The 25,682-nt window shown below is 34.4% G+C and carries 23 protein-coding genes; 7 read left to right on the top strand and 16 right to left on the bottom strand.

The features are described from left to right. Positions 1-161 precede the first annotated feature (161 nt). The 8 genes from LNP81_RS12030 to LNP81_RS11995 form a co-directional block, all read right to left on the bottom strand. Positions 162-458 (bottom strand): hypothetical protein, encoded by a 297-nt coding sequence (locus LNP81_RS12030; protein ID WP_230036100.1) that lies wholly within the window; start codon positions 456-458, stop codon positions 162-164. A gap of 180 nt (positions 459-638) precedes the next feature. Beyond that, positions 639-1,355, bottom strand: a complete 717-nt coding sequence (locus LNP81_RS12025; RefSeq protein ID WP_230036098.1) for a competence protein CoiA — start codon at positions 1,353-1,355, stop codon at positions 639-641. A gap of 28 nt (positions 1,356-1,383) precedes the next feature. Further along, the gene (locus LNP81_RS12020; RefSeq protein ID WP_230036096.1) at positions 1,384-2,028 is read right to left on the bottom strand and encodes a hypothetical protein; all 645 of its coding nucleotides are present in this window, start codon (positions 2,026-2,028) and stop codon (positions 1,384-1,386) included. Positions 2,029-2,182: 154 nt separating this feature from the next. Further along, complete coding sequence (locus LNP81_RS12015; RefSeq protein ID WP_230036094.1) at positions 2,183-2,599, bottom strand: hypothetical protein; 417 nt, start codon at positions 2,597-2,599, stop codon at positions 2,183-2,185. Positions 2,600-2,738: 139 nt separating this feature from the next. Beyond that, a complete protein-coding gene (locus LNP81_RS12010) occupies positions 2,739-3,413 on the bottom strand; it encodes a DUF4339 domain-containing protein (protein ID WP_230036092.1) in 675 nt (224 codons plus the stop codon). Between the two features lie 154 nt (positions 3,414-3,567). Continuing rightward, complete coding sequence (locus LNP81_RS12005; protein ID WP_230036090.1) at positions 3,568-4,353, bottom strand: hypothetical protein; 786 nt, start codon at positions 4,351-4,353, stop codon at positions 3,568-3,570. Positions 4,354-4,427: 74 nt separating this feature from the next. Continuing rightward, a complete protein-coding gene (locus LNP81_RS12000) occupies positions 4,428-4,949 on the bottom strand; it encodes a hypothetical protein (RefSeq protein WP_230036088.1) in 522 nt (173 codons plus the stop codon). Positions 4,950-5,115: 166 nt separating this feature from the next. Then, the gene (locus LNP81_RS11995; RefSeq protein WP_230036086.1) at positions 5,116-6,213 is read right to left on the bottom strand and encodes a DUF4238 domain-containing protein; all 1,098 of its coding nucleotides are present in this window, start codon (positions 6,211-6,213) and stop codon (positions 5,116-5,118) included. A gap of 289 nt (positions 6,214-6,502) precedes the next feature. On the opposite strand from LNP81_RS11995, the gene LNP81_RS11990 reads away from it, so the two are divergent. From LNP81_RS11990 to LNP81_RS11960, 7 genes are all read left to right on the top strand, one after another. Beyond that, the gene (locus tag LNP81_RS11990) at positions 6,503-7,384 is read left to right on the top strand and encodes a site-specific integrase (protein WP_230036084.1); all 882 of its coding nucleotides are present in this window, start codon (positions 6,503-6,505) and stop codon (positions 7,382-7,384) included. A gap of 590 nt (positions 7,385-7,974) precedes the next feature. Then, positions 7,975-8,733 carry a metallophosphoesterase gene (locus tag LNP81_RS11985; protein WP_131427288.1) on the top strand — a complete coding sequence of 253 codons (759 nt, stop codon included), beginning with the start codon at positions 7,975-7,977 and terminating at the stop codon, positions 8,731-8,733. A gap of 131 nt (positions 8,734-8,864) precedes the next feature. Continuing rightward, a complete protein-coding gene (locus LNP81_RS11980; RefSeq protein WP_041519131.1) occupies positions 8,865-9,854 on the top strand; it encodes a MarR family transcriptional regulator in 990 nt (329 codons plus the stop codon). Then, positions 9,848-10,612, top strand: a complete 765-nt coding sequence (locus tag LNP81_RS11975; RefSeq protein ID WP_041519130.1) for a nucleotidyl transferase AbiEii/AbiGii toxin family protein — start codon at positions 9,848-9,850, stop codon at positions 10,610-10,612. Before LNP81_RS11980 ends, LNP81_RS11975 begins: the two co-directional genes overlap by 7 nt. Positions 10,613-10,849: 237 nt before the next feature. After that, positions 10,850-11,068, top strand: a complete 219-nt coding sequence (locus LNP81_RS11970) for a type II toxin-antitoxin system Y4mF family antitoxin (RefSeq protein ID WP_083558753.1) — start codon at positions 10,850-10,852, stop codon at positions 11,066-11,068. A gap of 5 nt (positions 11,069-11,073) precedes the next feature. After that, entirely contained in the window at positions 11,074-11,406 is a 333-nt protein-coding gene (locus tag LNP81_RS11965) for a HipA N-terminal domain-containing protein (protein ID WP_041519127.1), read from the top strand. Further along, entirely contained in the window at positions 11,399-12,352 is a 954-nt protein-coding gene (locus tag LNP81_RS11960) for a HipA domain-containing protein (protein ID WP_041519126.1), read from the top strand. Before LNP81_RS11965 ends, LNP81_RS11960 begins: the two co-directional genes overlap by 8 nt. 379 nt (positions 12,353-12,731) lie before the next feature. On the opposite strand, the gene LNP81_RS11955 is transcribed toward LNP81_RS11960, so the two are convergent. From LNP81_RS11955 to LNP81_RS11920, 8 genes are all read right to left on the bottom strand, one after another. Continuing rightward, complete coding sequence (locus LNP81_RS11955) at positions 12,732-13,721, bottom strand: glycoside hydrolase family 43 protein (protein WP_230036082.1); 990 nt, start codon at positions 13,719-13,721, stop codon at positions 12,732-12,734. 238 nt (positions 13,722-13,959) lie between these two features. After that, on the bottom strand, positions 13,960-15,135 hold the full coding sequence (locus LNP81_RS11950) for an aldose epimerase family protein (protein WP_041519123.1): 1,176 nt from the start codon (positions 15,133-15,135) through the stop codon (positions 13,960-13,962). Between the two features lie 74 nt (positions 15,136-15,209). Next, entirely contained in the window at positions 15,210-16,238 is a 1,029-nt protein-coding gene (locus LNP81_RS11945) for a glycoside hydrolase family 43 protein (protein WP_041519121.1), read from the bottom strand. A 367-nt stretch (positions 16,239-16,605) separates the two neighbouring features. Beyond that, complete coding sequence (locus tag LNP81_RS11940) at positions 16,606-18,417, bottom strand: glycoside hydrolase family 2 protein (RefSeq protein ID WP_041519119.1); 1,812 nt, start codon at positions 18,415-18,417, stop codon at positions 16,606-16,608. A 191-nt stretch (positions 18,418-18,608) separates the two neighbouring features. Then, complete coding sequence (locus LNP81_RS11935) at positions 18,609-19,637, bottom strand: glycoside hydrolase family 43 protein (protein WP_041519117.1); 1,029 nt, start codon at positions 19,635-19,637, stop codon at positions 18,609-18,611. 54 nt (positions 19,638-19,691) lie between these two features. Further along, positions 19,692-20,867, bottom strand: coding sequence for a glycoside hydrolase 5 family protein (locus LNP81_RS11930; RefSeq protein ID WP_131427290.1), 1,176 nt, complete (start codon positions 20,865-20,867; stop codon positions 19,692-19,694). Positions 20,868-20,946: 79 nt separating this feature from the next. After that, positions 20,947-22,473 (bottom strand): RagB/SusD family nutrient uptake outer membrane protein, encoded by a 1,527-nt coding sequence (locus tag LNP81_RS11925; protein WP_041519115.1) that lies wholly within the window; start codon positions 22,471-22,473, stop codon positions 20,947-20,949. Between the two features lie 16 nt (positions 22,474-22,489). After that, positions 22,490-25,498 (bottom strand): SusC/RagA family TonB-linked outer membrane protein, encoded by a 3,009-nt coding sequence (locus LNP81_RS11920; protein WP_230036080.1) that lies wholly within the window; start codon positions 25,496-25,498, stop codon positions 22,490-22,492. Positions 25,499-25,682: the final 184 nt, after the last annotated feature.

The following is a 25,682-nucleotide window of genomic DNA, read 5'->3' as shown; positions in this document are numbered from 1 at the left end:
TCAGTATATCGTGGTAAGTTCTTCCCCGTTCGCCAAACCGCACCCTAAAGATTTAGTCAGATAAAATAGGTAGACAGCAGGTCCGTCCGCAAAATTGCAGAACAGTATTAAATACTCACCACTGGGAACAAAAGCCGGCCAAAGTTGCTGCTGTGCAAAAATTATACAGCAGAACGCGGCGGCCGGAAAATGCTTCCAATGCAGTTTTTTGCATAAATGGGGTTGTTTTGGGAAGCAGGTTTGGGAATTAACTCGCCTGTGAAAGGAGGAGTCAGGGAAACCTCGAAAAATTGCAGCAGGTACAACTCCATATTTTTGAGGTCGTCCTTTTCTCCATGCTTTTTTTCATTGTCGTCGGCCTGTTTAAGCTTTTTTTCCAGGAAGCATTTGCCGTTGCAGTGCATTTCGGGTTTCTTCCTGTTTTCGCATAGGTTCGCGACAATATATTCTTTATTCACGTTGAAACTGGCAACGACTATATATCTTGAAAAGTACGAACCGTTCAATGCGATACTAAGTAATATGGAAACAATCCGATTAAACATTCCCGCAAAGCTACGGATGGTAGTATCGCGTTACATATCACTTTTGCGCTTTTTCATTTCACTTATGAATGAAACACAAAAAAAAATCTTTTTTTAAATTGGAGCGTAATTGGTTAGATTGTTCACTTCGCCGGTGTCTGTTAATTTCCACCATCGATCGAAAATCATTTTATTTTCGACTAGTGCTGAAATGAAATTTGGAACTGAATGATCAAATTTGCCGACTCCTTTTATTCGAAAGTCTACTTCATCAATATAAAAAACCGGCAGGCTTTTTATTGATGGCATTATACCCCCTGATGGGAATTTATTATTATAATCGTTTTTTAAAATATAGTGATAGATTGCCTTGGTAACAGTTTTATATCGTGGGTGTTTTAACAGCCAAATTGCCTCAACTCCAGAATTGTTGTATTTTTCCTGTCTTTCAAGGTAGGTTTGTAAAGTTTGTGGGGACCTTTGAATTTCAATTGCATATTTTTTATCATCGGATTCAAAGTAGATATCTGCAATCCAGTCAGGTCCAATCTTTTCTTCCACGGCCGTGATTCCTTTTTTTGACAATTGATTGATTATGAATTTCTTTGCAGTCTTATGCCATACTGTTTCCGGCGCTGTTGCGCACTCCCCGTTTTGGTGCGCAAAGAATCTTGTAAATCTCATGCTTGTCTTTGGAATCGCATTGGCATCACAGCAGAGCATCTTTATTTTTCCGATCTCATAATTCTTTTTAAAATCGTTCCAGGAATCATCGTCAAAAAAATTTGAATCTAAAAATTCCCCATCAATTGTTACTGCAAAGTCTGACATAATTTGGTAGTTTCAGCTGTTTATGTTCTTAGAAGCCATATGGCATTATGGTATATTTGATCTGCACCTCTTTTGGATTGCAATTCATTCTTTCAGTCTCTATAAGCAAAAAGGCTTTTCCAAATTTCTTGTCATTGAATGTCTGGGCAGCCTTGTCAATTATCGCTGTATAGGAATTTTGTGAATGGGTTGGGTCACTAACTTTAATGTGAAGAACTATAGTTGAAAACACACTCATTATGTGCAGAGAGCTTTGGTCAAAAAGCGTTCTTGAGAGCCCGCCAAATGGCGATTGGACGAGTTCTTCGCAATTCGCAAATGAATCCAGTAATGATACCGATAAAGTAATTTCCTGATTGTTTTCTGTTTGAACAGTTTCAGTAACTGCACTGTTTTTCAAATTCAGATCGACAATTTCGAACAAGGCATGGTATTCCGAATCACTTTCGATACTTGCTGTCTTGACTACCAGGTATTTCTTCAGTTCCGAATAAATATGATAATACAGGATCCGCTTTAAAACCAGCGGTGGATTCTCTAATTTCCTAAAACTTCCTTCGTGATTTAACAGCTGGATGTATCCTTTTATATGCTTTTGATCAAGCTCGGTCGATATGTGGAATGAATAATCAATTCCATCAATATTCTCGGTTTTTCTTGTGATAGGGTTCATATTTTAATTTTAAGTTGAAAAGGAAGGTCCAGTGACCAGCAGTCAGTTATCTCTCCGTATGGCTTTTTTTTATAGGGCGACACCCGCGCACTCCACTGTATCTTTTTGCAAAAAGGATGCCGCTTCGGTCACTGTCGCAGCTGCAGACAGGTACTCAATCGGCGTGCGTGAATGGCTTATATAATTGACATTCAATATCACGGTTCATGATTGAAATAAGCATGGAATAAATTCCCTGATGTAGATTTAAGTTTGCAAAATTATGTGCCTCGATTTGCTTTTTGAAAGGCTTTAATTTTTTCGATTTATTAACTTCATAAAAGACCACAAATGGATGCTCGTAAATATCAAATTTGTATTTCAGGTAAATATTATCACGAATCAATTCCCTTTCCCTGATATTTTTAACCTCTGCCTTATCATCCATAGATTTCGAAATTTCTTCCGGTAATCTTCTCTGTTTGTATTTTTCAGGAAAATTATCATGGCCAATTTCCATCATGAAATTTGAATGGAGAAAAGTGATAAAGTCGACTTCGGAATTAATTTGATTTAAAGTATTATTTAGCATAAATGATTAAATTTAAATTACATAAAAGCAAGCTGAGCATTATCAGTCGAAGATAATATTTCTTTGTGAAATGTAAACTTTCATTTTTCTAAAAACCAAGCTTTACTTAACTGCACTGTAAACAATGCTTCACATAGAATTAATTAGCAGTTGCTGTAATAACCTGCCAGCCAATTGATTTTACATCTTTGTAATTTTCAATTTTCAATTCGAATGGTTTTTCTGAATGGGGAGCAAAAACTTCATAAATTGTGTATTCTTTGCTGCCAAGGGCAGTTTTAGTTTTACTGTAATAGGTAACTTTTACAACAGCATCTTTATACGTTGCAACAGTTGCATTATTTTTAATCAGGCCATGAACTTTTAGCTTCGTTCCCCAAAAGTTTTCATTATAATTTCCTGAAGCAGCTAAGAAATTTTGTGGTTCAGATTTTTCAACCTCTTCAATTGACATTACCTTTTCAACATAAGTTTCATCAACGGGATCGGAATTATTATCGGCACTTGCTATAATAATTAATACAATAACCAGTAAGGCTAAAACTCCAACAAATTTTAAAGACGTTTTTCCTTTTCTTTTTGGCGCTTCATTTTGAAGGCTTTGAGTAGCGGGCATAACGTCTGCTGACGGTTTAAATTCAGGGGGCAGAGCTTTAAAAAGTACGCTTAATTCTTCGATATTCCCGGCAGTCGTCCATTCCGGAATGCCATCATACCAAATAGAAGTCTGCTTGGTTATATTCTTATTTTTTAATTCATCAATAGTAAATGGACCTTCTTGTTCATTTCCATTGTGTAAAAAATATTCTCTCATATGTTACGGTTTTTTAGAATTAACACTAAAGTTTTGAGCAGCCTCCCAAGCGTACTCATGCGGCCAAGTTGTCTTTGCCAAGTTAGTGTTTCTTCTGTAAATAGAATTTTCTGTAGAAAAAAACTTGCACCCTATAAATAGAATATGACGGCAGTTATTCCTTTTTAGTATTAAATTCAAAGGTTTTATCCCCCATATCGACAAACGTTGGTATTCCTGCTTTTATCAGTTCCATTGCAAGTAAATTTTTAGGATCTTTAAAGTCTGAAGCCTGAAAAGCAACAAAAATTTCAGTACCGCCGTAAAAGGTCATAACCAGACCTATTAGTCCAAATGCATCAGGTTCAAAAAATTGATACTTAAAAATACTGGGGTTTTTACCTTTAATTTCTTTGGGTTTTTCCTCAGTTTCAAATTTTTCCTTCACCAGTCCCATCATGTTTTTTGTGTTCGGATCGTTATAATTGACGAAGCCCAAAAGCATTTTGATGTTTCCATTAAATTTAATGCCAAATTCATGCATGTATAATCCATATGCTATATGCTCAAAACATTTTTCTAATCTCTCGTAATTAGGGTTTCCTTTTAAAACTGGGTATTTTTTTCCCGATGTAGATTTAATTACTTGGTGCTGCATATTACGGACAATTTCTTTTTGTAAAAAGTCTTTACTTTTTCTTCGCAGTGCCCTGTCAATTTTGGTCTGCGTTTGTAAATAACCCAAAAAATTATTTCCAACCACACTTGCAATAGATACCATAAGAAATTCGTCATCCTTAGACTTGCACGAATTATGTACATCGCAGGAGGGAACTGTAATTAAGTCATTGCGAAGGTTTAGCCCCAGGACATCCTTTGCTTCAGGGAACAAACATAAAGGGGGAACGTGTTCTCGAGTTATTGCAGGCTCATCGCACATGTAGCAAGTTTGTATGTTCATAGTCGAATTTAATAATTGTTCCTATCAGTTCTGCAGATGTACCAAGGTATGATGATTAAAGTGGCGTTTTGCTATTATTGTTGTGGTATAAAGCTGTATTCGTTATCCAGTAATAAATTTGTATTTTCAAAAATCATTCTATTGATCTTTTGAGGCTTAACCGTATCGGAAACACTTCTGGATGTAACCAGAATATCAAAGTTTTTCGCCCGGTCAATATCTGCAATTGAATTGCTGTTGCATACTGCGCCGAGGTTTAAAGTTAAACTCGAACATCTTGCTGCTACTTCGTTACAGGCATCAATTAAATCTTCCCAGGTAATTAAAGTTTGCAAATCTCCTAAATTTAGTTCTTCTCCATCCAGCAGCTCTTTACAAATTCCCTCTTCGAAACCATGTGCATTAATATGAATGATTAGGTTTTTATTCTGGCAGTCATAATTACGCAGATATTCAAGTATCGTCTGCGAATCTTCTTCATCTAAAATATTAGTAGGCCGCACTCCTGAATTGTTATTGTGTCTTTGATAAAGGTTATTAATGTTTCCTGATATGTTGTGATTACCTAAATATTTTATTACTAATAAATCATTCATGTTGATTCGGGATTTTAATTTGGAAACATAAAATTTTGGCGCTAAGCCACAATTTACAGGTAAAAGCGTAATTCATTTTCTCTGCCAAGATAAAAATTTATTCGTAGAATAAAACATTCTGTAAGATGAAAACAAATAATTGCGATTAGAATATATTTGCTGTAGTTCAATCTAATTTCAATCCGGCATCTTTAAATTTATTATACAAATCTTGCAAATCTTCACTTCCTGCTTCATCCATATTCTTTTTCAATTTGTGCAGACTTTCTATTAATCCCAAATTTTCATTAGAAACTCCTTTCTCTGCTTGCTCCAGAACATCCTCCATTAATTTAAGCTTTGTTCTAAATTTGATAAGCATAGGATGATCATCTTCAACTGGTTTTGTATATTCTTCTTCATCTTTCAAAAATTGTTGAACACCTTTTGACGTGCCAATTATCCAGCGTTCAGCATTTTCAAATGAAACATGATTCAGTCTAATATGTTGCACAAAATTATCTTTTTGATAAAAAACTTCATTAATTATTGAACCTTTGTCTTTTGGTGCAATAAACAATGCGTGTTTTGGATCTAATGGTATATAAATAGAATTTCTTTCACTAAAAAGGTTAAACCCGATGTCACTGAGATTTCTAATCTCTACAGGATTATCACTTGTAATAAATTCCTGTTCTCCAATTAATTCTGTAATAACGAGTCCGTCATAAAACTTAAACTTAACCAAATCATCAAGCAATGCTAATTGTGTTTGTAGAAAATCTATACGATTTGTTGCTCTTATATCTTTTTTAATATCAGTAAATGATTTTTGATCAAGAGAAATTTTATAGCCTAAAAAATCGATTGATTTAGCATTGGAACCATTCTTCACATTTTCAACCAATCTTCCGGCAAAACCAACAAATTGATTTAAAACTTTAGGCGTTCTAAAATACATGCTTAAAGTCGTATAAAGAATAAAAGTTTTTTCCTCACTAGTGATTATTGACTTTTTATCTTCAACTAGTAATTTAAACACTTTGGGATATTTATTTTCAATATTATCGGAGAAAAAATTTTCGATTGCATATTTTGCATCCCCCTCTAAATGATCCAGAGTATATAAGTCCGTTTCAACGCATAAGTTTCCAACGCTCATTTTTGGATTATATTTTCCTGATATTTTATCATAAACAGCAACAAAATAATTTTTGTCATCAACGGTATGGGAGAACTTTTTAAGGTAGGTTTGCGGTATAAAATGCTGATGTGATTTTTTCATTTCAAATTTGATTTTAGCCCGGATTTAATTCTGAAAAGCAGGCCAAGTTTGGCTTGCAGCCAGTTGATGATTTAAATGGCCCGAGTTTTTTCACTGACATAAAACTCTGTCATTAAAGAGAAACTTTCCTGCTGCTGAAAGTCAACAATGGTAGTTTGCAACAGTTGGCATTCATTTTACTTTAGATATTCTCCAACGAGCTTCAGGCACTAATCTAAAATCCTCATTATGTTTTAGAATATGTATTGTTGGATTTTTTTGACCAACGTTTGTAACTCTTATCATTGATATGGACACTTACAACTTATTTTTCACCAAAAGAGTCAATTCTGGAGAACGCGCACCGGCTTCACTGCAGAAGTACAAAAGAGCAAAGGATTTACTTTTGGATTTCATCACCAGCACCTACAAAAAGGAAGATCTGCTCGCATCTGAATTATCAAGCTCGTTTGTCTTTAAATTGGAGCAGTATCTTAAATATGAGAGCAGTTTTAAAGACCAGACAGGTATCAAAAACAATTCGGTGGTAAAATATATGAAAATGTATAAAACTGCATGCAATTACGCCATTAAAATGGACTTGATCATAAAAAACCCATTCAACATTTATGACGGCAGGCTGAGCATAAAAGATGCTGTTTTCCTAACCCAGCAGGAACTGAATACAATCGAGAACAAAATATTTCCAACTCCCCGTCTGGAAAAGGTGAAGGATATATTCCTTTTCAGCTGCTACACAGGTTATGCCCCTGTCGATGCCTTGGAGCTGACCGAAAGAAACTTATCAGAAGATTCGACAGGAAATTTATGGATTATGACCAGCAGAGCGAAAACTGCCATCAGGGCCAATGTCCCGGTACTGCCTACCGTTGAGAAAATTATTTCTAAATATAAAAATCAGCAGAAAGGTCTTATCCCGAAAATATCCAATCAGAAAATGAATGCCTATCTAAAGGAAATCGCTGATGTCTGCGGCATAGACAAACATCTTACATGGTATGTTGCCAGACATACTTTTGCCACTACAGTCACTCTAGGAAATGGAGTAAGACTTGAAAACGTATCTGCTATGATGGGGCATACCAACACCAAACAGACTCAGCATTATGCGAAAGTTTTGGATGTGAATATAATGGAAGATATGGAGAAACTGAAATCTAAGTTTAAGTGATTTTTTTTATAAAGGAGCTCCTGAATTTGAAACCTCTTAAAGAACTTCAATCCATTTAGAACAAAAATACCATTTGAAATATATCACAAATTTTGCAGTACATTTCCAATTGCGTCCGCAGTGCGGACGCAATTGACATGGACACAAAAAGTATATTCTTTTTAGTTTTTAAAACTAATCCTGTTTACTAATTTTAACACAACCGAATATACAAATTTAAACACATTCATATTTACCAATTGAACGGCAGTGAATTGTTTTCAGAATTAGCGCGACGAGGAAACCCAGTTGGGGAAAACAATTTTATCTTAGGCAATTTAGACAAAAACGATTGATTTTTTACATTATGATGAGAAATCCTATTCTTATGATTTACAATTTATTCAGGATATCAAATTTTTAGTTCAAATTCGATTGACAAAATTGACAAAAAAGATAAAATTTCAATTGAACCCACCAATATGAGTATCTTCGTAAAGGATAAAAAATAAACAATGCAATAAGTATTAATATTTCAAAAAAATATTAAATTGTAAAAGCGATTGCGATAAATTAACTATTGTTGATTAAAAATAAAACCTGTTTTGTAAATGAAAATCCAATACTGCTCAGACCTCCATCTAGAGTTCCCAGAGAACAAAAAACACATAGTTGACAATCCTATAAAACCAGAAGCAGATATTCTAATTTTAGCTGGAGATATAGTTCCATTCGCTATAATTGATAAACATCAAGATTTCTTCGACTATATTTCTAGTAATTTCAAAATGACTTTCTGGATACCAGGAAATCATGAATATTACTATTATGACATTGCTGAAAAAAGTGGTTCTTTAGATATCCAAATCCGAGAGAATATAATTTTAGTAAACAACTGTATGAAAGAAATTTTGGGTGTAAATATTATTTTTTCTACCCTTTGGTCAAATATTTCAGAAACAAGGCGGTGGCTAATTCAACAAAGCCTTTCCGATTTTAAAGTAATTAATTTTACTGAGAGATTATTAAATGTTGATGATTACAATCTATTACACCAAAAAAGTGTAGAATTTTTACAAAACGCATTAAATGAAAAATCAAATAAAAAAACAGTTGTTGTAACCCATCATGCGCCAACATTTATTAACTATCCTGAGAAATATGCCAATAGCAATATCAATGAAGCTTTTGCTTCGGAATTAGAAAAACTCATTGAAGGTAGTAATATTGATTATTGGATTTACGGACACCATCACGTCAACCTTGCTGATTTTGAGATTGGAAATACAAAACTAATAACCAATCAATTAGGATATATTAAGTACAATGAAAATACAGGATTTAATGATAAAGCTATTATTTCGATATAAACTGATTTCTTTTATACAATAATCACTGTACTTTATTCATTAATAAATTAATTTTCAATATAATAAACCTATATTTACACAATAAACCTATGTGGTTTATTGTTAATTTTATTAGTTTATTCTAATTTATTATGGAAAAATTAAAAGACTATATCCAACAAATACTTGGCGTACAACTCGAAATAAAAGAGTTGCAAAATGAACAATTGAATAAGTTGCCTTTTATATTCAAGAGCAATTTTAAATTCTATAGCACTACTTTAAGTAATCACGAATTAATTTTATTGGAACTTAATAAAGAAGATACTCTCAATGCAAGCCAATTGAGAAAGCAAATAGTAGAAATTCAAAAAAAGCTTGAAAAAAGAATAATTATAGTTACTGATACTATAAGCGCACTAAATCGTAAACGACTAATAGAGCATAAAATCAGTTTCATTATTCCTGGGAAGCAAATGTATCTAACAGAATTATTAATAGATATTCAAGATTACGAGAAAGAAAAGGAATTTAAAAAATCTTTCTTGTTACTGCCCTCAGCTCAGCTAATCTTACTATATCAAATTTTACACAAAGACGATAATTTAAGCCAATATACATTCAAAGAACTAGCAGAAAAGTTACAATACACCCAAATGGGAATAACTAAAGCAATAGAAAATCTGAGAAGATTAGCGATAGTGAAAGTTGAAGGAACAAAAGAAAAGAATATTATTTTCGAAAAAGACCTGCAAAAGCTTTGGGGAGATAGTGAACGATTATTAATTAACCCAGTTATGAAAACTGTTTATGTTGATGAAAAGCCAAAAGGATTATTAAAATCTAATACAACTGCACTAGAAGAATATACGGATATGAATCCAAGTGCATTAGAATATTTTGCTATAGAGAAAAAACAATTTTACGAGTTAGAGAAAAACAATAAGTTAGTTAATCTGAATAATGAAAATGGAAATTTTGCATTAGAAGTTTGGAAATACAATCCGGAACTAATCACAAAAGGAATCACAAAGAAAAATAATGTAGATCCACTGTCTTTATATTTAAGTTTAAAAGACAGATTTATTGACGAAAGAACAGATATGGCATTAGACCAAATAATTGAAAAATACATATGGTAAGAGGTTTAGAAATTTTCAGACAACACTTTAAAGAATTCACAGACAACTATATTATCATTGGCGGAACCGCTTGTGATATTGTTATTAATAATGTAGGACTTACACCAAGAGCAACAAAAGACATCGATATCATTTTAGTAATCGAAGCTTTAAGTCCTGAATTTGCAACTCACTTTTGGGAGTTTATTAAACAAGGAAATTATGAAGTAAAAGAAAAAAGCGAAGAAGACCGAAAATACTATCGTTTTCAAAAACCTCAAGTAGAAGAATTTCCATTTCAAATTGAATTGTTTTCAAGAATCCCAGATTTGTTAGATTTAGAAGAACAAGCACATCTAACGCCAATTCCAGTAGATACCGAAATTTCAAGCCTTTCAGCAATATTAATGGATGATGATTATTACAATTTTACAATCAAACATAGCCAATTAGATAACGACATCCATTTAGCCAATACAGAGGCTTTAATAGGTTTAAAAGCAAAAGCATTCCTAGATTATAAAACCCGAAAAGAGAATGGAGAAAAGATTGATGAAAGACAGTTACGTAAGCACAAAATAGATGTATTCAGATTGTTATTATTATTAACACCTGAAGATAATTTCACAATTCCTACAAGTGTAAAAGCAGATATAGCAAATTTTACCGAAGCTGTAAAAACAGATTTACCAGATAAACAAATTTTTAAAGAAATGGGTGCTGGAAATGTAAACGTAAAAGAATTATTTGAGCAATTAATTAAGGTTTTTAATATTTAATAAAAATAAGCAAAGTATCTGTCAAAAATAAAAAACTTTAGAAATTTTAAAGGAGTATTATTTAATGTAAAACTCTCAACAGCGTTGAGAGAAATTCGCCTTAAGATAATCAATACATTAAAAGACAGCTTAATAAACATTATATGTTTAAAGATATAATTAACAATTACACACACATTTTATATGTTTAAGCATATAAATTATTATATTTGCTTAAATTCGTTGTAAAAGCATATAATTATGACACTTGCAGATTTTGTAAAAGAAAAAAGAAAAGAAGTAAACCTAACACAAGAGGCTTTTGCTGAGCGTGCTGGAGTAGCGCTAACTGTAATCCGAAAAATTGAACAAGGGAAAGAAAACCTTAATCTGGAAAAAGTAAACCAAGTACTCAAAATGTTTGGACATACCCTGGCACCAGTTAATGCAAGAGAATTATCCAAAACCAATAAATAGTAAGGATGAGAAAAGCGGCTATATACTATAAAGACCTCTTAGCAGGAATACTCACAGAAACTGACGAAGGTGAGTATGTTTTTCAATACGAAGAAAAACATATTAAAGAGCATCCAAAGCAGTTTCTCACGTTTACTATGCCGGTAACCCCAAAACCTTATAGCGACAAACGTCTATTTCCTTTTTTTGAAGGATTAATTCCTGAAGGATGGCTATTAGATATTGCTTCAAAAAACTGGAAAATCAATCAAAATGACCGCATGGGCTTGCTTTTAGCATGTTGCCATAACTGTATCGGAGCTGTAAGTGTCCAACCAATACCACAGGAAAATGAATAATAAAAAGTGCTTATATTGTTACAAAGTATTGGATGAAAATACAACCGGAGATTTTCACGAACAGTGCAGTCTGGATTTTTTCGGAACCAAACAGCAGCCATTATTTGAACATTCTCTGAAACAAATGGTTGAATTGGCAAAAAATGTAGTAGAAAGAAGCATAGCTGTTCCAGGAGTGCAACCTAAGCTTTCCTTATCATTAATAGATGACACTATTCAGGAAGGAAACAAAGGACGTCTTACCGTAGTGGGTGCTTTAGGAGGGAATTATATTTTCAAACCACCATCCGATCACTTTCCCGAAATGCCAGAAAACGAACACCTAACGATGCGTATTGCTGAAGCCTTCGGCATAAATGTAGTAAAATCAAGTTTGATACGGTTGCAATCAGGAGAGCTTTCTTATATTACAAAACGTATTGACAGAACAGATTCAGGAGAAAAAACCCATATGCTAGATATGTTCCAAATTACCGAAGCTTTTGATAAATACAAAAGCTCAATGGAAAAAATAGGCAAAGCTCTTAACGAGTATTCAGATAATACTTTGTTGGATAAAGTTTACTTTCTGGAATTAGCTATTTTCAGCTTTTTGACAGGAAACAACGACATGCATCTTAAAAACTTCTCCATGATAAATATAGGGGATAAATGGACATTAGCCCCAGCATATGATCTCCTAAACGTAGCTATAGTCAATCCAGACGATACCGAAGAACTCGCTTTGACTCTTGAAGGAAAAAAGAAAAAGATCAAATGGGAAAATTTCGAACGATTAGGTAAAATGTTAGAGTTAAACGACAAACAAATTGGAAGTATTAAAAAACGTTTCTTAATGAACAAAAACATAGCCATTCAATGGATTGATAAGTCATTCTTATCAGAAGAGTACAAAGAAAAATATAGAGCACTTTTGGAAGACAGATATATCATACTTCTTCAATAAAAATTATCAAATCAAACACTATTTTTTAAATTTTACCACAACTAAAACCTTTAGCAGGTTTAAAAAAAATCTAATAATTGAAAATGTAGGAGAGAGAGGGTTCCGAGCTTATGGTTCGAATCCTGCTCTCCCTATCACTAAAAGGGTAATGTTGTGAAATTAATTTACCCACAATTGTTTTAATTTTAAAAAGGCCATTTTAAGAATGGAATAAGAAGTCCGAAAATCCAATAATCTAATTATACTTTCAAAAAGTAAAAATCAACACTTTAAGTTTTATAAAAAACCTTTAAAAAGTTAATTAAAATTTATTTTTAAAGAAAGTAGTGATGTGGAGAAACCTCTCAATGGTAATTTGCATCCTATCAAAATTCCTTTTTTAATTATTCAAAAAACTAAAACTATTATTAACTGCTTTTAATTCATTCCCTACAAACTCAACATCAATAATGGCGGCTTTTCGAGGAGAAACAGCGCTTTTACTAAAATGCGTATGCAACACATAATGCATTTTTTGATCTTTGTCCCAAAAAATATCTCCATGACCAATTCCGTTTTGACTGGTATTTTTTCGACTAATAATTGGACTATCTTTTGATTTTTCCCAAGGCCCAAACGCACTTTTACTCGTAGCGTAACCAACCGCATAATCAATATTTCTAAAATCATTTGCCGAATAAATCAGATAATACAAACCGTTGTGTTTTAAAACCGTTGGTCCTTCTGTAACCGGCCAATTTGTATTTTCAGTATTCTCCCAAGGCAAAGTTTCGGAGATACATTCCGTTAGCGTTTCTGGTTTAATACTTTGAAGATCATCATTTATTTCCGCTGCAAAAATTCGGTTTCCGTTTGTTAATTTCACAAAATATAAATATTTTTTTCCGTTCTCATCGATAAAAACAAACGGATCAATCTGATTTCCTGTTTTAATAATTGGTTCTTTAGTTTCACTCTTAAACGGCCCTAGCGGACTATCACTAACTGCTGTAGCAATGTTTTCATTGGCCGTATAAATCATATAAAATTTGTTTTTATACGAAAGAACCTGTGGTGCCCAAAAACCTTTATCTCCATAAGAATCTCCTTTTTTCAAAGCCAGACCATTCTGCGCTCCAACCGGCCCTTTCCAATCTTTTAAATCCGATGACGTATACACCTGAAAACCTTCGCCATTTGGGATATTTCCTGATGTCGTGCCGTATAAATAATAAACCCCATTATTATAAAAAATGGTAGGATCTGCCAATAAAATGGTGTTTTTTTTAGTTTCTTCTTTGACTTCTTCTTTAGGTTTATCTGTATTTTTTTCCTGCGAGCAGGCTGCAAAAACGCAGAGTAATGTAATTACGCTTAATATTTTTTTCATGTTTTTTGGTTTTAGATTTTATAGGAATGTTTTTTTTTAACCGGAGAACGAAACTTTTTTTTTCAAGGGATTAAAATCCCTTGCTACAAAACAAATCATTCCTCCGGAATTTTTTAAAAAGTTCCAGAGGAACGAAATATATTGCTATGATGGATTTTAATCCATCATAGCAATTAGAATTTGTCATTTTTTCATTCTCCATCCTCCCATTCTCTCATTTTCTAATTATCTAATTCTCTCATTTCACAGAAAACTGATAATAAGAAACCGTATGATATTTTTGTCCCGGTTTTAAAACAATCGGTGCAAATTTTGGCTGATTGGGTGCATCCGGAAAATGTTGTGTTTCTACAGCAAATGCCGTTCTAAAATCATCTTTCGAACCTGATTTAAAGGTGTTTTTAGACTGCATAAAATTTCCGCTGTAAAATTGCAATCCGGGTTCTTCTGTAAAAACATCCATTATAATCCCTGATTTGTCTCCAGAAATTGTTGCAGCATGATTCAATCCGTTTTTCTTTGTTCCGTTAAGAACGTAATTGTGATCGTATCCTTTTCCGAATTTTAACTGCTTATCTTTGGTTTCAATTCGCTCTCCAATAGTATGTTTTGAAGTAAAATCAAATGGTGTATTTTTTACCACTTTCAATTCTCCACTCGGAATCAAACCTTCATCAACCGGTGTAAATTCATTGGCATAAATTTGTAATTCATGATTTAAAATCGTGCCGCTTCCTTCTCCATTCAAATTGAAAAAAGCGTGATTGGTTAAATTAACAACGGTAGTTTTATCAGTCGTCGCTTCATATTCCATTTTTACCGAATTATCCTCCGTAATTGTGTAAGTCACTTTTACCTTCAAATTCCCTGGAAAACCTTGTTCTCCATCTGGCGAAACATAACTAAAAACCAAAGTATTTTCGTTGGTTTTAACAGCATCCCAAACCACATCCTGAAAACCTTTTATACCTCCATGCAACGCATTTTTCCCATTGTTTAGCGAAACCTGATATTGTTTTCCCTTCAATGTAAATTTTCCCTTTGCAATTCGGTTTCCAACTCTTCCGATAGTTGCTCCAAAATAAGGTTCTGTTGCATTTTTAAAGCCAGTTGCACTATTCATTCCAACAACAACATCGGTTGGTTTTCCATTTTTATCAGCCACCCAAAGTCCCACTAGTCTTCCTCCATAATTGGTAAAAGCCGCTTTGATTCCTTTGTTTTCTATCCAAAATAAATTGACTTTTTTACCATCAATTATGGTGTCAAAGTTTTTAGTTTCTAAAACTGTTTTTGCCGAATCTGCTATTTTTTCAGCAGTTTCTTTTGATGCTGCATTTTCTTTTTTAGCGTCTTTACAATTAAACTGAAAAAGTGCCAGCATGATAACAGCCGCTATCTGAGTATTTCTCATTTTTTATATCATTGCGAGGAAGACCTGTTCGCCGGAGCGAAAGCAATCATCCTCTGATTAGTATTTATTGTTTTCTAATTTGATGGCAGCGCCAATTTTGTTGCTTCGCTTACAGGTTCTCCTAAAACTGGAAATCCGTTTGCATCCCAATCGATTTTCTGCATTCTTGGTGATCTTTTATTGCCGCATCCTTCTCCCGGATTCGAATTGGCGTGGTATAAAATCCAGTCTTCTTTTCCGTCAGGAGATTTAAAGAAAGAATTGTGTCCCGGTGCATAGACTTTGTTTTTATCAGATTGTTTAAAAATAGGTTCAGGCGATTTTTTCCATGCCGATGCATCTAATAAATTGTCTCCACCATTAAAAGTTAATAAACCCAAAGCGTAGAAATCGGTCCAGCAACCGCTCGCCGAAAACACTATGAATATTTTACTGTTTCTGGACAAAAACTGAGGTCCTTCATTTACATTTACCTGTGCCGGATTGATATCATCATGCAAAGCCCCGTGTGTTTCCCAATCGTTTGTTGGCGCAGAAATCATAACACGATCCCCTTCTATTTCAAGCGGATTTTTCATTTTGGCAATATAAATATTCTGCTGTCCGTTAGTATTGCCTTCCCATCCTGCCCAAATCATGTACAGCTGTTTTTTGTGTTCAAACACATTTCCGTCAATTGCCCATTTATCGGTTTTAGCAGCAATTTTTCCTTTAAATTCAAAACTCCCTTTAAACGGATCTGATGATTTATTTTCTAAAACATACATTCTGTGATTGTTGTTGTCACCATTATCCGCTGCAAAATAGCAATACCATTTTCCGTTTATGATATGAAATTCAGGCGCCCAGATATCTGCCGAATAATCGGTTCCTTTTGGAGCTGTCCAAATAACTTTACTTTCAGCATTTTTCAGATCAGATAAATCTTTTGTTTTCCAAAGTTCTAATCGATTCTGTAAAGTATTCGTGTAATAGTAATATCCTTTATAATACGTGCTATATGGGTCTGCACCCGATGGCAAAATGGGATTTGTGAATGTTTTTTGCTGTGAATATCCGGTTGAAACAACCACTAGTAAAAATAGTAATAGGTATTTTTTCATTTATTATTATTGTTGTTGTTATTGTGTGTGTGTTTAAGCACAAATTGATAAACGTATTTTTGTCATCACATTTCCCCAAAAGTTGAAACTACGGGCTATGCTTTATCCCTATGTTTAAAAACTTATTTCTTTTACTTTCTCTTTTTTTTCCAAAAAACCTATGTTTCGATGTGTTTAATAGCATTTAAACAGTTATTTACTTTTCTTAAGTAAACTTGTCAAACATAGCCCGTGGTTGAAACCACAGGCTATGTTTGAATATAGAAATTAAATCAGGTTACAACTTTAAAATTAAACTTTTACAAAAGTTCCTTACATTCTTGGTTTGAAACTTTGACAAAGTTTACTCAAACTAGAAAACTCTTATTTAATGTTTTAAAGCATCAATCACCTCTCTATTAATTTTATTTATAGCTTTAAAATCCATTTTATCTACTTTTCTGTCGTAGGTCATGAAACCATTTACTTCTCCTTCTACATCTGTTGTTTGAGTATAAACTGCTGCCGAAAATCCTGTTTTTACATAGTTTTTCAGGATTTGAGCATATTTAATATACTCCGCTGTTACTTCACTTTCATTTTTAAATTTAATGTACCCCCAGTTGTCATTTGCTCTCCATAAATGACCTTCGAGTGGCAAACCAATTCCGCCGTATTCTCCTAAAACAGTGACTCTTCTGGCATCATACAAATACATTTCCGGTCCAGGATAATTGTGTAAATCAAGAATATCTCCGGTTTGAAAATGATTTCCTCCACTTGATGAATTGGTTAAACGGCTTGGATCGTGATTTTTTGTCCATTCGGTAATTTCTACCGTTTTAAATTGTCCCCAGGCTTCGTTAAACGGAACCCAAACAACAATACTAGGATAAGAATACAAATGGTCCATTATTTCTCGCCATTCTTTTCTATAGATTTCTTCTGATTTTGCTGAACGCTGCAATTCGGTTCCTTCAAAGTATTTTCTGTTTTGCCAAAGCGGCTGTTCGTCTCCGCTTGGCATATCCTGCCAAACCAAAATCCCTAACTGATCGCAGTGCGTGTACCAACGTTCCGGTTCGACTTTTACGTGTTTACGAATCATATTAAAACCTAATTCTTTTGTTTTAATAATATCGTATTTCAGAGCTTCGTCTGTTGGCGCCGTATACAAACCGTCTGGCCACCAACCCTGATCTAATGGGCCAAACTGAAAATAATCTTTGTTATTTAACTGCATTCTCACAATGCCGTTTTCATCTCTTTTTGATGCAATTTTTCGCATCGCAAAATAACTTTTCACCTCATCAACCACTTTATTATTACTAATTAAACGAATTTTTGTCTGATACAAAAACGGACTTTCCGGCGACCATAATTTAAGGTTATTTAATACGATATCATTGCTTTCGCCAATAACCGCTTTTTCTTTGGCGATTGCTGCATCGCCATCAAAAACAGTAATTTCGACTAAATCTCCGGCTTCCGCACCCGCAACATCTGCTTTGATTCTTATCGTATTCTGATCAATATTTGGAGTTGTTTTTAGTGCTGTAATATTTTTCGCATTTACCGGTTCTATCCAAACCGTCTGCCAAATTCCGGTTACCGGTGTGTACCAGATTCCTTCAGGATTTTTCACTTGTTTCCCTCTTGGTTGTGGACCATCATTTGACGGATCCCAAACTTTCACCACCAGTTTTTGATTTTTTCCTTTTTGTATAAAAGGCGTAATATCAAACGAAAATGGAGTGTAACCTCCTGTATGCGAACCTACTTTTATATCATTAATAAATACTTCTGTTTTCCAGTCTACGGCACCAAAATGCAAAAGGATATTTTTACCGTTCCAGTTGGATTCAAGCGCAAAATGGGTTTCATACCAAAGTTCATTTTTTGCTCCCACATCTTTCATCACACCGGACAAACTGGATTCTACCGCAAACGGAACCAAAATTTGCCCGTCATATTTTGAAGGTGCTTTTTTTCCAAATTCCTGAATGGCATAATTCCACAAACCATTTAAATTTTTCCATTGGCTGCGCTCCATAATCGGGCGGGGATATTCTGGTAATGTTTTATTAGGATCAACCTGCTCCGCCCATTTTGTTTTGATTTTATCTCCCTGTGGTTTCCATTGTGCATGAACCAGACAGCTTATAAAAAGCGCCAGTAAAACAGTTGTTTTTTTATTCATTATATCTTGTTTTGTGCAATGCTTCTAAAAATTATTGCCATTTCAATTTCTTCTTTACTAAATAAATTACCAGACTATATCCACATAGCCTGGTAATTTCAAACACTAACTTAACTAACCATTTTTTTGAGTTATGAGTTTGGAGTTATGAATTATGAATTGACCCCAATCCTCACTCATAACTCATAATTTCATAACTTTTTAACGAGGCCAAATTTCTTCACCAAACCATCGTATTCTTTTTTCGAAATGGTGATCATACAACCATGACGAACTTTTTCAGGAAAACTGTATTTATCCCAATCGGCAAAAAAGGTGTAACCTGAAGCTTGAAACCAAGGACCGTTTAGGTTATCTGCAATCGATAATCCGTAAGAAACTCCCGGATATTGCTCGTAATACATGTACCATATTTTATCATCCGGAGAAGGAATCAGCATTGGCGCTTCTCTAAAGTTGGGACTAATCGATTGTTGGGGCAAAGAATAAGGTCCTAAAAGTGATTTTGATTTGGCGATTCGGATGGTTTTTCCGGTTGTCCAGTATAAAGTTGGATAGGTTTCATCTTTAATTACAGCGTAATACGAATCACCTACTTTACGGATAAAAACATCTATGGTTCCCATATCCCAGTCGAACAAACGTTTTGGTGCTCCTTCGAAAGTTTTTAAGTCTTTAGACAAAACATACAAAGTTCGCTGACTTGCCCAATAACGTTCCGGATCTTCTTTTGTACCATCAAGATGCGGCGTGTGCCAGGTCATGATAAACTTTTCTGAGTCTTTGTCGTAGTATAATTTTGGGGCACCAATTCGTTGTAAAGCGTTCGAATAATCTGGCGTGCTTTTTAAATCCGGCGTATAATCTGAGTATTTTTTCCACGTAATTAAATCCTCTGAAACCCAGATATTGATTGTTTTTGCATCGTCGCCAGTGTTTCCTGCAATGTAGTATTTCCCGTCCGGCCCTTTGCAGATATCGGGATGTCCTTTGTAATCTTCAAAAACTCTTTTTCCGCTGTTTAAGTTTTCCCAATGCAAACCATCAAGACTAACAGAGTAATACAATCTGCCGTAATCGTTGTGCGTCATATGCGCAAAAAGATAGGCTTCATTTTTAGGTTTTTCATTTCCTTTTACTTGTCCCGGCGGATCTGGCTGTTGCGCTTTCGCGGAAAATCCAATCCAGAATATTCCCAGAAAAATAAGCTTCTTTATCATATTTATCGGTTTTAAAATGTGTCAATTGACTAATTATCTAATTGAATTAATTATCTAATTCTTCTTATTCGCCTCAGCAGTCATCTTTTTAATCAAATCTGTTTCTGCTTTTATATAAGGCGTTCCGTCGTTTTTAAGTACTTCGTGAAACCATAGTTTTGGCTCTGCATCGTATTTTTTAGTCCAGCTGTCCCAGGCATATTTTGTTTGTGTTTTTCCGTCAACAAAACCCCAGTTGATCATCCCAACATTGTATTTTTTTGCAATTGGTAAAAATCCTTCAAAAGTACTTCCGTTTGGTCTTGCCATATACTCAGTACACAATAACGGTTTTCCGTAACGCTGTAATTGTTTTATTACTTTTTCGAAATCTGCAGGTGTATTATAGTTGTGAAAAGAAACCACATCCGATTGTTCGATCTGCATTTTGTGCATTGGTTTCATCTCTGCTTCATCGCTCCAGTCTCCTACCCAAACCCCAGAGGTTAAAGGTTGTGACGGATTGCTTTCTCTTGCCCAGGCAAAAACATCTTTTAAAAGCGGCAAAATCAAATCGACTTTATTTTTGATTTCGATTTTTTCATACGATGGTCCGGTCATATTATCCGGTTCGTTCCAGACATCCCAACCCAAAATACGTTTGTCGTCTTTGAACTTTGCAACGGTTTCTTTTACATATTTTTCTAAACGCGGATATTGTGTTTTGTCCTGTAAAACTTTTTGTCCCGGACTCTGTACCCAACCTGAATTGTGTGTGTATGGTTTTGGCACATGTTGTTTTCCTAAAGCAGGAAAAGGATCCCAGCACGAATCAAATAAAACAAATAGCGTTTTGATATGGTGTTTATCTGCAATTTCCAAAAATGTATTCATGCGTTTGTAAAGTCCTTCGGCATCTTGCTGATGCAATAAATCGTGCAGGTAAACGCGCATTACATTCATACCAATACCCTCTGCCCAGCCCAATTCCTGGTCGATTCTTTTGGGATCGAATGTATCTTCCTGCCACATCTCTAACTGATTTATAGCTGTGCTAGGATAATAATTTGCCCCTACTAACCAAGGTTGTTCTGCATACCATGTATTGGCCTGATCTTTTGTCCAGATTTCTCTTTTTTCGATTTTAGCGGTTTCACTTTTACTTTCTTCAGTATTATTTTTTTTGTTGTTGCAACTAAGCAATACTAGTCCTGCCAACATTAATGTCAGACACAATTTTACTTTTTTCATTATAAATTTTGTTATTATGAACGATCGTTCTTTTTATAAGGGAATCAGATTTATTGAATCTGATTCCCTTTAAACTATTTTAATATTCAGCGTGTTGATCCAGGTTTGGATTATTATCCACATCAACCTGCGGAATTGGTAATCTTTGGTTTTTACCTACTGTAAAGTTTTTAAAATCAGGATCACGAAGCGCAATTTTATCCACAGAAGCCTGAGTATTTAAATCACCCCAACGTTTTAAATCTTCCCAGCGAACACTTTCTCCGGCCAATTCTAAAACTCTTTCTGTTTTTAATCTTTCTAAAAATTTATCGTGATCATTTCCAATTTCAGGATGTGCGACCGCTAGTGTGTTCATGTTTGAACGTGCTCTTACTAAATCAACATATTGATAAGCGCCAGCTGTATTTCCTAATTCGTTCAGCACTTCGGCATAACGCAATAAGATATCTGCGTAACGAACCAATCTGTAATTTACCTGATTGTAATAATCTTCGTTGTTTCTGTAATAATCACGGCTTCCTTTTCTAAACCAGGCTTCATCATTGCCCCACTCCCAGTTTTTACCGTATGTTTTGTCTCCAAAATCAGCTAGTAGGCCAGGATAGTATAAGGTATATCTTAATCTTGCATCCAGATTTCCGTCTTTATTTTTTTCTTGTTTAAATGCATTTACTAACCAGAAACGAGCTTGTCCGTCTGACCATCCAATTCCTCTTGGTGCAAAAAATTGACTGCGATTACTGGAAACTGCAGCATTTTGATCTTCTCCAGTTCCTCCTTTTCTTTGATCTCCAAACTGAATTTCAAATACAGATTCGATGTTGTTTTCATTTACGTCTGTAAAGTTGTCTCTGTAATTTGCTACTAAATTGTACTTGGCACCAGGACCGGTAATTAAATATTCCAGAGCCCCTTTTGCCTCTGCCCATTTATGCTGTTGCATGTATACTTTTGCCAGAAAAGCTTTTGCTGCACCTTTATCAGGACGTCCGGTTTGGTCACCTGACCATGAAACAGGCAAATCGGCGAAAGCCTCATTTAAATCTTTTTCAACCTGTGCCCAAACTTCGGTTACGTTTCTTTGCTGGGGTAAATCAGCCGGCGTAGAAGGATCCAACACTAAAGGAATATTTTCCCAAAGAATTCCGGCGTAATAGTAATGTAAGGCTCTGAAAAATTTAGCCTGTGCCAAAATTTTCTTTTTATCGTCTTCATTTTGAAATGTAATATTAGGCACATTCGCCAAAACCTGATTACATCTAAAAACAGCTTTATAAGTATCTCTCCATGTTACTGCATTTCCTTCCCAGAAATTATAATTGATATAATTGAATCTTGTCCAATCTGCCAATTCTGTCCACGGGCTGTTACTAAATCCTTCATCAGAAGTTAAATCCAGACGGAAATAAATCCATCTTGCCCATAATCCATCTTTATAAAACATGGCATAAATAGAGTTAACACCAGCTTGTGCATCACTTTCAGTTTTCCAATATTGATCTACTGTTATATCATTTGGGCTGTTCAGATCTAATTCATTTTCACAAGATGATGTAAAAAAGAGACCTAGAAAAACTACGGTTGTTATTATTATTTTTTTCATTATCCTATTTTTTTAATTAAAAGCTAAATTCAACTCCAAAAGAATATGTTCTAAGATTTGGGAAAGCTCCGTTATCTACACCTCTTTCAAAAATATTACCGTTTGAAAATTCAGGATCTAAACCTTTGTATTTTGTAATTGTAATAATATTTTGTGCTGATAATGTTAATCTTGCTCTTGCAATTCCTGATTTATTCAAGATACGTTCTGGCAAATTATAACCAAACCCAATATATTTAAGTCTGATAAAATCGCCATTTTCTAAGAATCGGTCACTATCTCCTCTTGAGTTTAAAGTTGAACCTTTTGTTACTCTCGGGAAATCAGTATTTGGGTTCTCAGGTGTCCACGGCTGAATTCCTGCTCTGTAATTACTATTGTCGTCAAAACGATCTACAACGCTTCTAAAACCGTCATAAACAGTTGCTCCGTGAGAAGCAATCCAGTTCATAGAAAAATCAAAACCTTTGTATTCTGCTCCTGCATTTAAACCCATCTCAAATTCAGGCCACGGGCTTCCAACAATTGCTTTGTCATCACTTGTAATTTGTCCGTCGCCATTAACATCTTTAAAACGGATATCTCCTGGTACTGCACCTGGCATAATTACTTTTCCGTCAGCATTTTTATAGTTGGCTATTTCAGCTTGATTTTGAAACAATCCATCAGTTTGCAATACATACCACATTCCTACAGGAGATCCTGCTCTTGTCATTGTATTTCCAACGATGTTTTCGTTTTGACCATTTCCTAAAGACACCAATTTGTTATTTACTTTTGTAAAGTTTACAGAAGCATTAAATGAGAATTCATTAATTTTTTTGCTGTAAGCCAATTCCAGTTCAATACCTTTGTTTTCAACAGTTGCGGCATTAGAAATAGGATTTCCTCCGTCATTTCCTGTTGTTAATAAAATTGGAAAACCAAATAATACATCTTCTGTACGGGCAATAAAATAATCTGCCGTAAAACGTAAATCATTATTTAAAACTCCAAGATCTAATCCAAGATTGGTTTGTTTTAGTTTTTCCCAACGTAACTGAGAATTAGATAATTTTACCTGAGTTGCAGATGGATACAAAGTCTGTCCTGTTCCTAACACAATTTGTCCAAAATTATTCACGAAACTTTTGTATTCGTAATTTCCAATGTTACCAGAACCTAATTCTCCATAACTTGCTCGTAATTTCAGATCTTTAATAAATTCAGATTTAAAGAAAGATTCATTATTTACTCTCCATCCTGCAGAAACAGAAGGGAAATTTCCCCATTTGTTTTCGTCACTAAATCTTGATGATCCGTCGCGTCTCAAAACAGCATTAAATAAGTAACGATTATCATAATTGTACTCTAATCTTCCTAAATAAGATGCCAGCGAAGCCTCATTGATAAAACCACCAACTACCGGTGAATCTCCCTGATTTAAAACCTGATAATATTGACCCGTTCCTGAGTTTATCGGAATATTTCTCTTTGTTCCATAAATTTGCTCATATTTATCTTTTTGAAAAGTCTGCCCCACTAAAATTGTCAAATCATGTTTTCCAAATTGTTTTTTGAAATTCAAGGTGTTTTCAAACAACATCGTTTCAGATCTTCCTTTATTTTGATCAATAATAGAAGGATCCACCGGTTGATTTAATGTCCAGTTTCCTATTTTTCTTAAAAATTTATAAGAATCAAAACTAGTTTCATATCCAAAATTGAAACGGTATTTTAACCACGAAGCCAATTTTAATTCTGACCAGACATTTCCTCTGATTCTGAAATTTTCATTTATTGCATTCGAAAAATCAGCAATTGCTAAAGGATTTGTACCAAAAGTATCTGCTACTCCTTGTTTTCCGTAACCATATCCTCCAGGATTTGCAGCATCATAAAGCGGAATTGTTGGCGTCATTCTGTAAACATCAATAATTGGATTTCCAGACATTTCATCTGTTTTCGAATTGCTGATCGCAATGTTTTCTCCAATACTAAAAATTCCTTTAGTTCCACTTGCATTTACACGGAATGAAATTCTGTCAAAATCTGTTCCTACAACTGTTCCTTTATTGTCAAAATAATTTCCTGACATAAAAAAGGTTGAGTTCTCTCCCCCTCCGGAAACACTTACATTGTAATCATTGATCATTCCGGTTTGAAAAACAGCATCCTGCCAGTCTGTATTAACAGCCATATTAAGATTTTGTTTTGGATATCCCGCATTATCATATGCCTGATTATTTAATTTTGCAAACTCCTCGGTTCCCATTAAATCATATCTTGGCATTGTGGTAATACTTGATTTCACAGAAGCTTCAACCTTAAGTGGTCCTTTTTTACCTTTTTTGGTTGTAATGATGATTACACCATTTGCCGCTCTTGAACCGTAAATTGCTGCTGCAGATGCATCTTTTAAAACCTGAATAGTTTCGATATCATTTGGGTTAAAATCCCTGTTTGCTGAAGTAATTACACCATCAATTACATATAATGGATTGGTATTTTGAAGATTTTTTAAACCACGAATTTCAATATTCGCTTCCTGTCCCGGGCGACCACCGCCACGAACTTTAACTCCGGTAACTAAACCCTGAAGTCCGTCTGCGACAGTTGTAACCTGACGTTTTTGAATTTCTCCGGCTTTTACCAGAGAAACGGCTCCTGTAAGGTCTTTTTTCTGTTGAGAACCGTAACCTACAACCACAATTTCGTCGAGTTTCATTGCATCTTCAGCTAAAGTGGCGTCGACTGTTGTAGCATTATTTATCGCAATTTCGATTGTTTTATATCCCTGCGAACTAAAAATCAGAGTTTGATTTGAAGCTGCTGTAATCTTATATCTTCCGTCGAAATCGGTAACTGCACCGTTTTTGGTATTCTTGATCACAACATTTGCAAACGGAATGGGTTCTCCTGTTGCAGAGGCTACTTTTCCTGTTATGGTTATTTGCTGTTGCGCGTGCATTTGCTGCACTAATAAACTAAAGAAAAACAAGAGGTAATATCTCTGCTTTAAAATTTGAGTGAACTTTGTTTTCATTGATTTTTCATTTTAGATAGTTTCCTTTTTTGGTTGGTTTTGTAAATTAAATTTGTAAAGTTTTAAACGTCTTTGTGCTGGCGACGTACCATTTTTAATTGGTTAGTAATAATAATGTGTTCATTTTAATTCAATAGTGGTAATGTTGTTATTTTTTAAAGTTAATTTTATTGATGTCTTATTT

This window comes from Flavobacterium piscisymbiosum (assembly GCF_020905295.1).
GTDB classification, from domain to species: domain Bacteria; phylum Bacteroidota; class Bacteroidia; order Flavobacteriales; family Flavobacteriaceae; genus Flavobacterium; species Flavobacterium piscisymbiosum.
Note: the sequence above shows the minus strand (reverse complement) of the source record. Positions and strands in the feature narration are given on the sequence as shown.

Coding starts and splice junctions, on each gene's coding strand:
- LNP81_RS12025 (WP_230036098.1), bottom strand. CDS start 1,355: ATGTCAGACTTTGCAGTAACAATTGATGGGGAATTTTTAGATTCAAAT.
- LNP81_RS12020 (WP_230036096.1), bottom strand. CDS start 2,028: ATGAACCCTATCACAAGAAAAACCGAGAATATTGATGGAATTGATTAT.
- LNP81_RS12015 (WP_230036094.1), bottom strand. CDS start 2,599: ATGCTAAATAATACTTTAAATCAAATTAATTCCGAAGTCGACTTTATC.
- LNP81_RS12010 (WP_230036092.1), bottom strand. CDS start 3,413: ATGAGAGAATATTTTTTACACAATGGAAATGAACAAGAAGGTCCATTT.
- LNP81_RS12005 (WP_230036090.1), bottom strand. CDS start 4,353: ATGAACATACAAACTTGCTACATGTGCGATGAGCCTGCAATAACTCGA.
- LNP81_RS12000 (WP_230036088.1), bottom strand. CDS start 4,949: ATGAATGATTTATTAGTAATAAAATATTTAGGTAATCACAACATATCA.
- LNP81_RS11995 (WP_230036086.1), bottom strand. CDS start 6,213: ATGAAAAAATCACATCAGCATTTTATACCGCAAACCTACCTTAAAAAG.
- LNP81_RS11990 (WP_230036084.1), top strand. CDS start 6,503: ATGGACACTTACAACTTATTTTTCACCAAAAGAGTCAATTCTGGAGAA.
- LNP81_RS11985 (WP_131427288.1), top strand. CDS start 7,975: ATGAAAATCCAATACTGCTCAGACCTCCATCTAGAGTTCCCAGAGAAC.
- LNP81_RS11980 (WP_041519131.1), top strand. CDS start 8,865: ATGGAAAAATTAAAAGACTATATCCAACAAATACTTGGCGTACAACTC.
- LNP81_RS11975 (WP_041519130.1), top strand. CDS start 9,848: ATGGTAAGAGGTTTAGAAATTTTCAGACAACACTTTAAAGAATTCACA.
- LNP81_RS11965 (WP_041519127.1), top strand. CDS start 11,074: ATGAGAAAAGCGGCTATATACTATAAAGACCTCTTAGCAGGAATACTC.
- LNP81_RS11960 (WP_041519126.1), top strand. CDS start 11,399: ATGAATAATAAAAAGTGCTTATATTGTTACAAAGTATTGGATGAAAAT.
- LNP81_RS11955 (WP_230036082.1), bottom strand. CDS start 13,721: ATGAAAAAAATATTAAGCGTAATTACATTACTCTGCGTTTTTGCAGCC.
- LNP81_RS11950 (WP_041519123.1), bottom strand. CDS start 15,135: ATGAGAAATACTCAGATAGCGGCTGTTATCATGCTGGCACTTTTTCAG.
- LNP81_RS11945 (WP_041519121.1), bottom strand. CDS start 16,238: ATGAAAAAATACCTATTACTATTTTTACTAGTGGTTGTTTCAACCGGA.
- LNP81_RS11940 (WP_041519119.1), bottom strand. CDS start 18,417: ATGAATAAAAAAACAACTGTTTTACTGGCGCTTTTTATAAGCTGTCTG.
- LNP81_RS11935 (WP_041519117.1), bottom strand. CDS start 19,637: ATGATAAAGAAGCTTATTTTTCTGGGAATATTCTGGATTGGATTTTCC.
- LNP81_RS11930 (WP_131427290.1), bottom strand. CDS start 20,867: ATGAAAAAAGTAAAATTGTGTCTGACATTAATGTTGGCAGGACTAGTA.
- LNP81_RS11925 (WP_041519115.1), bottom strand. CDS start 22,473: ATGAAAAAAATAATAATAACAACCGTAGTTTTTCTAGGTCTCTTTTTT.
- LNP81_RS11920 (WP_230036080.1), bottom strand. CDS start 25,498: ATGAAAACAAAGTTCACTCAAATTTTAAAGCAGAGATATTACCTCTTG.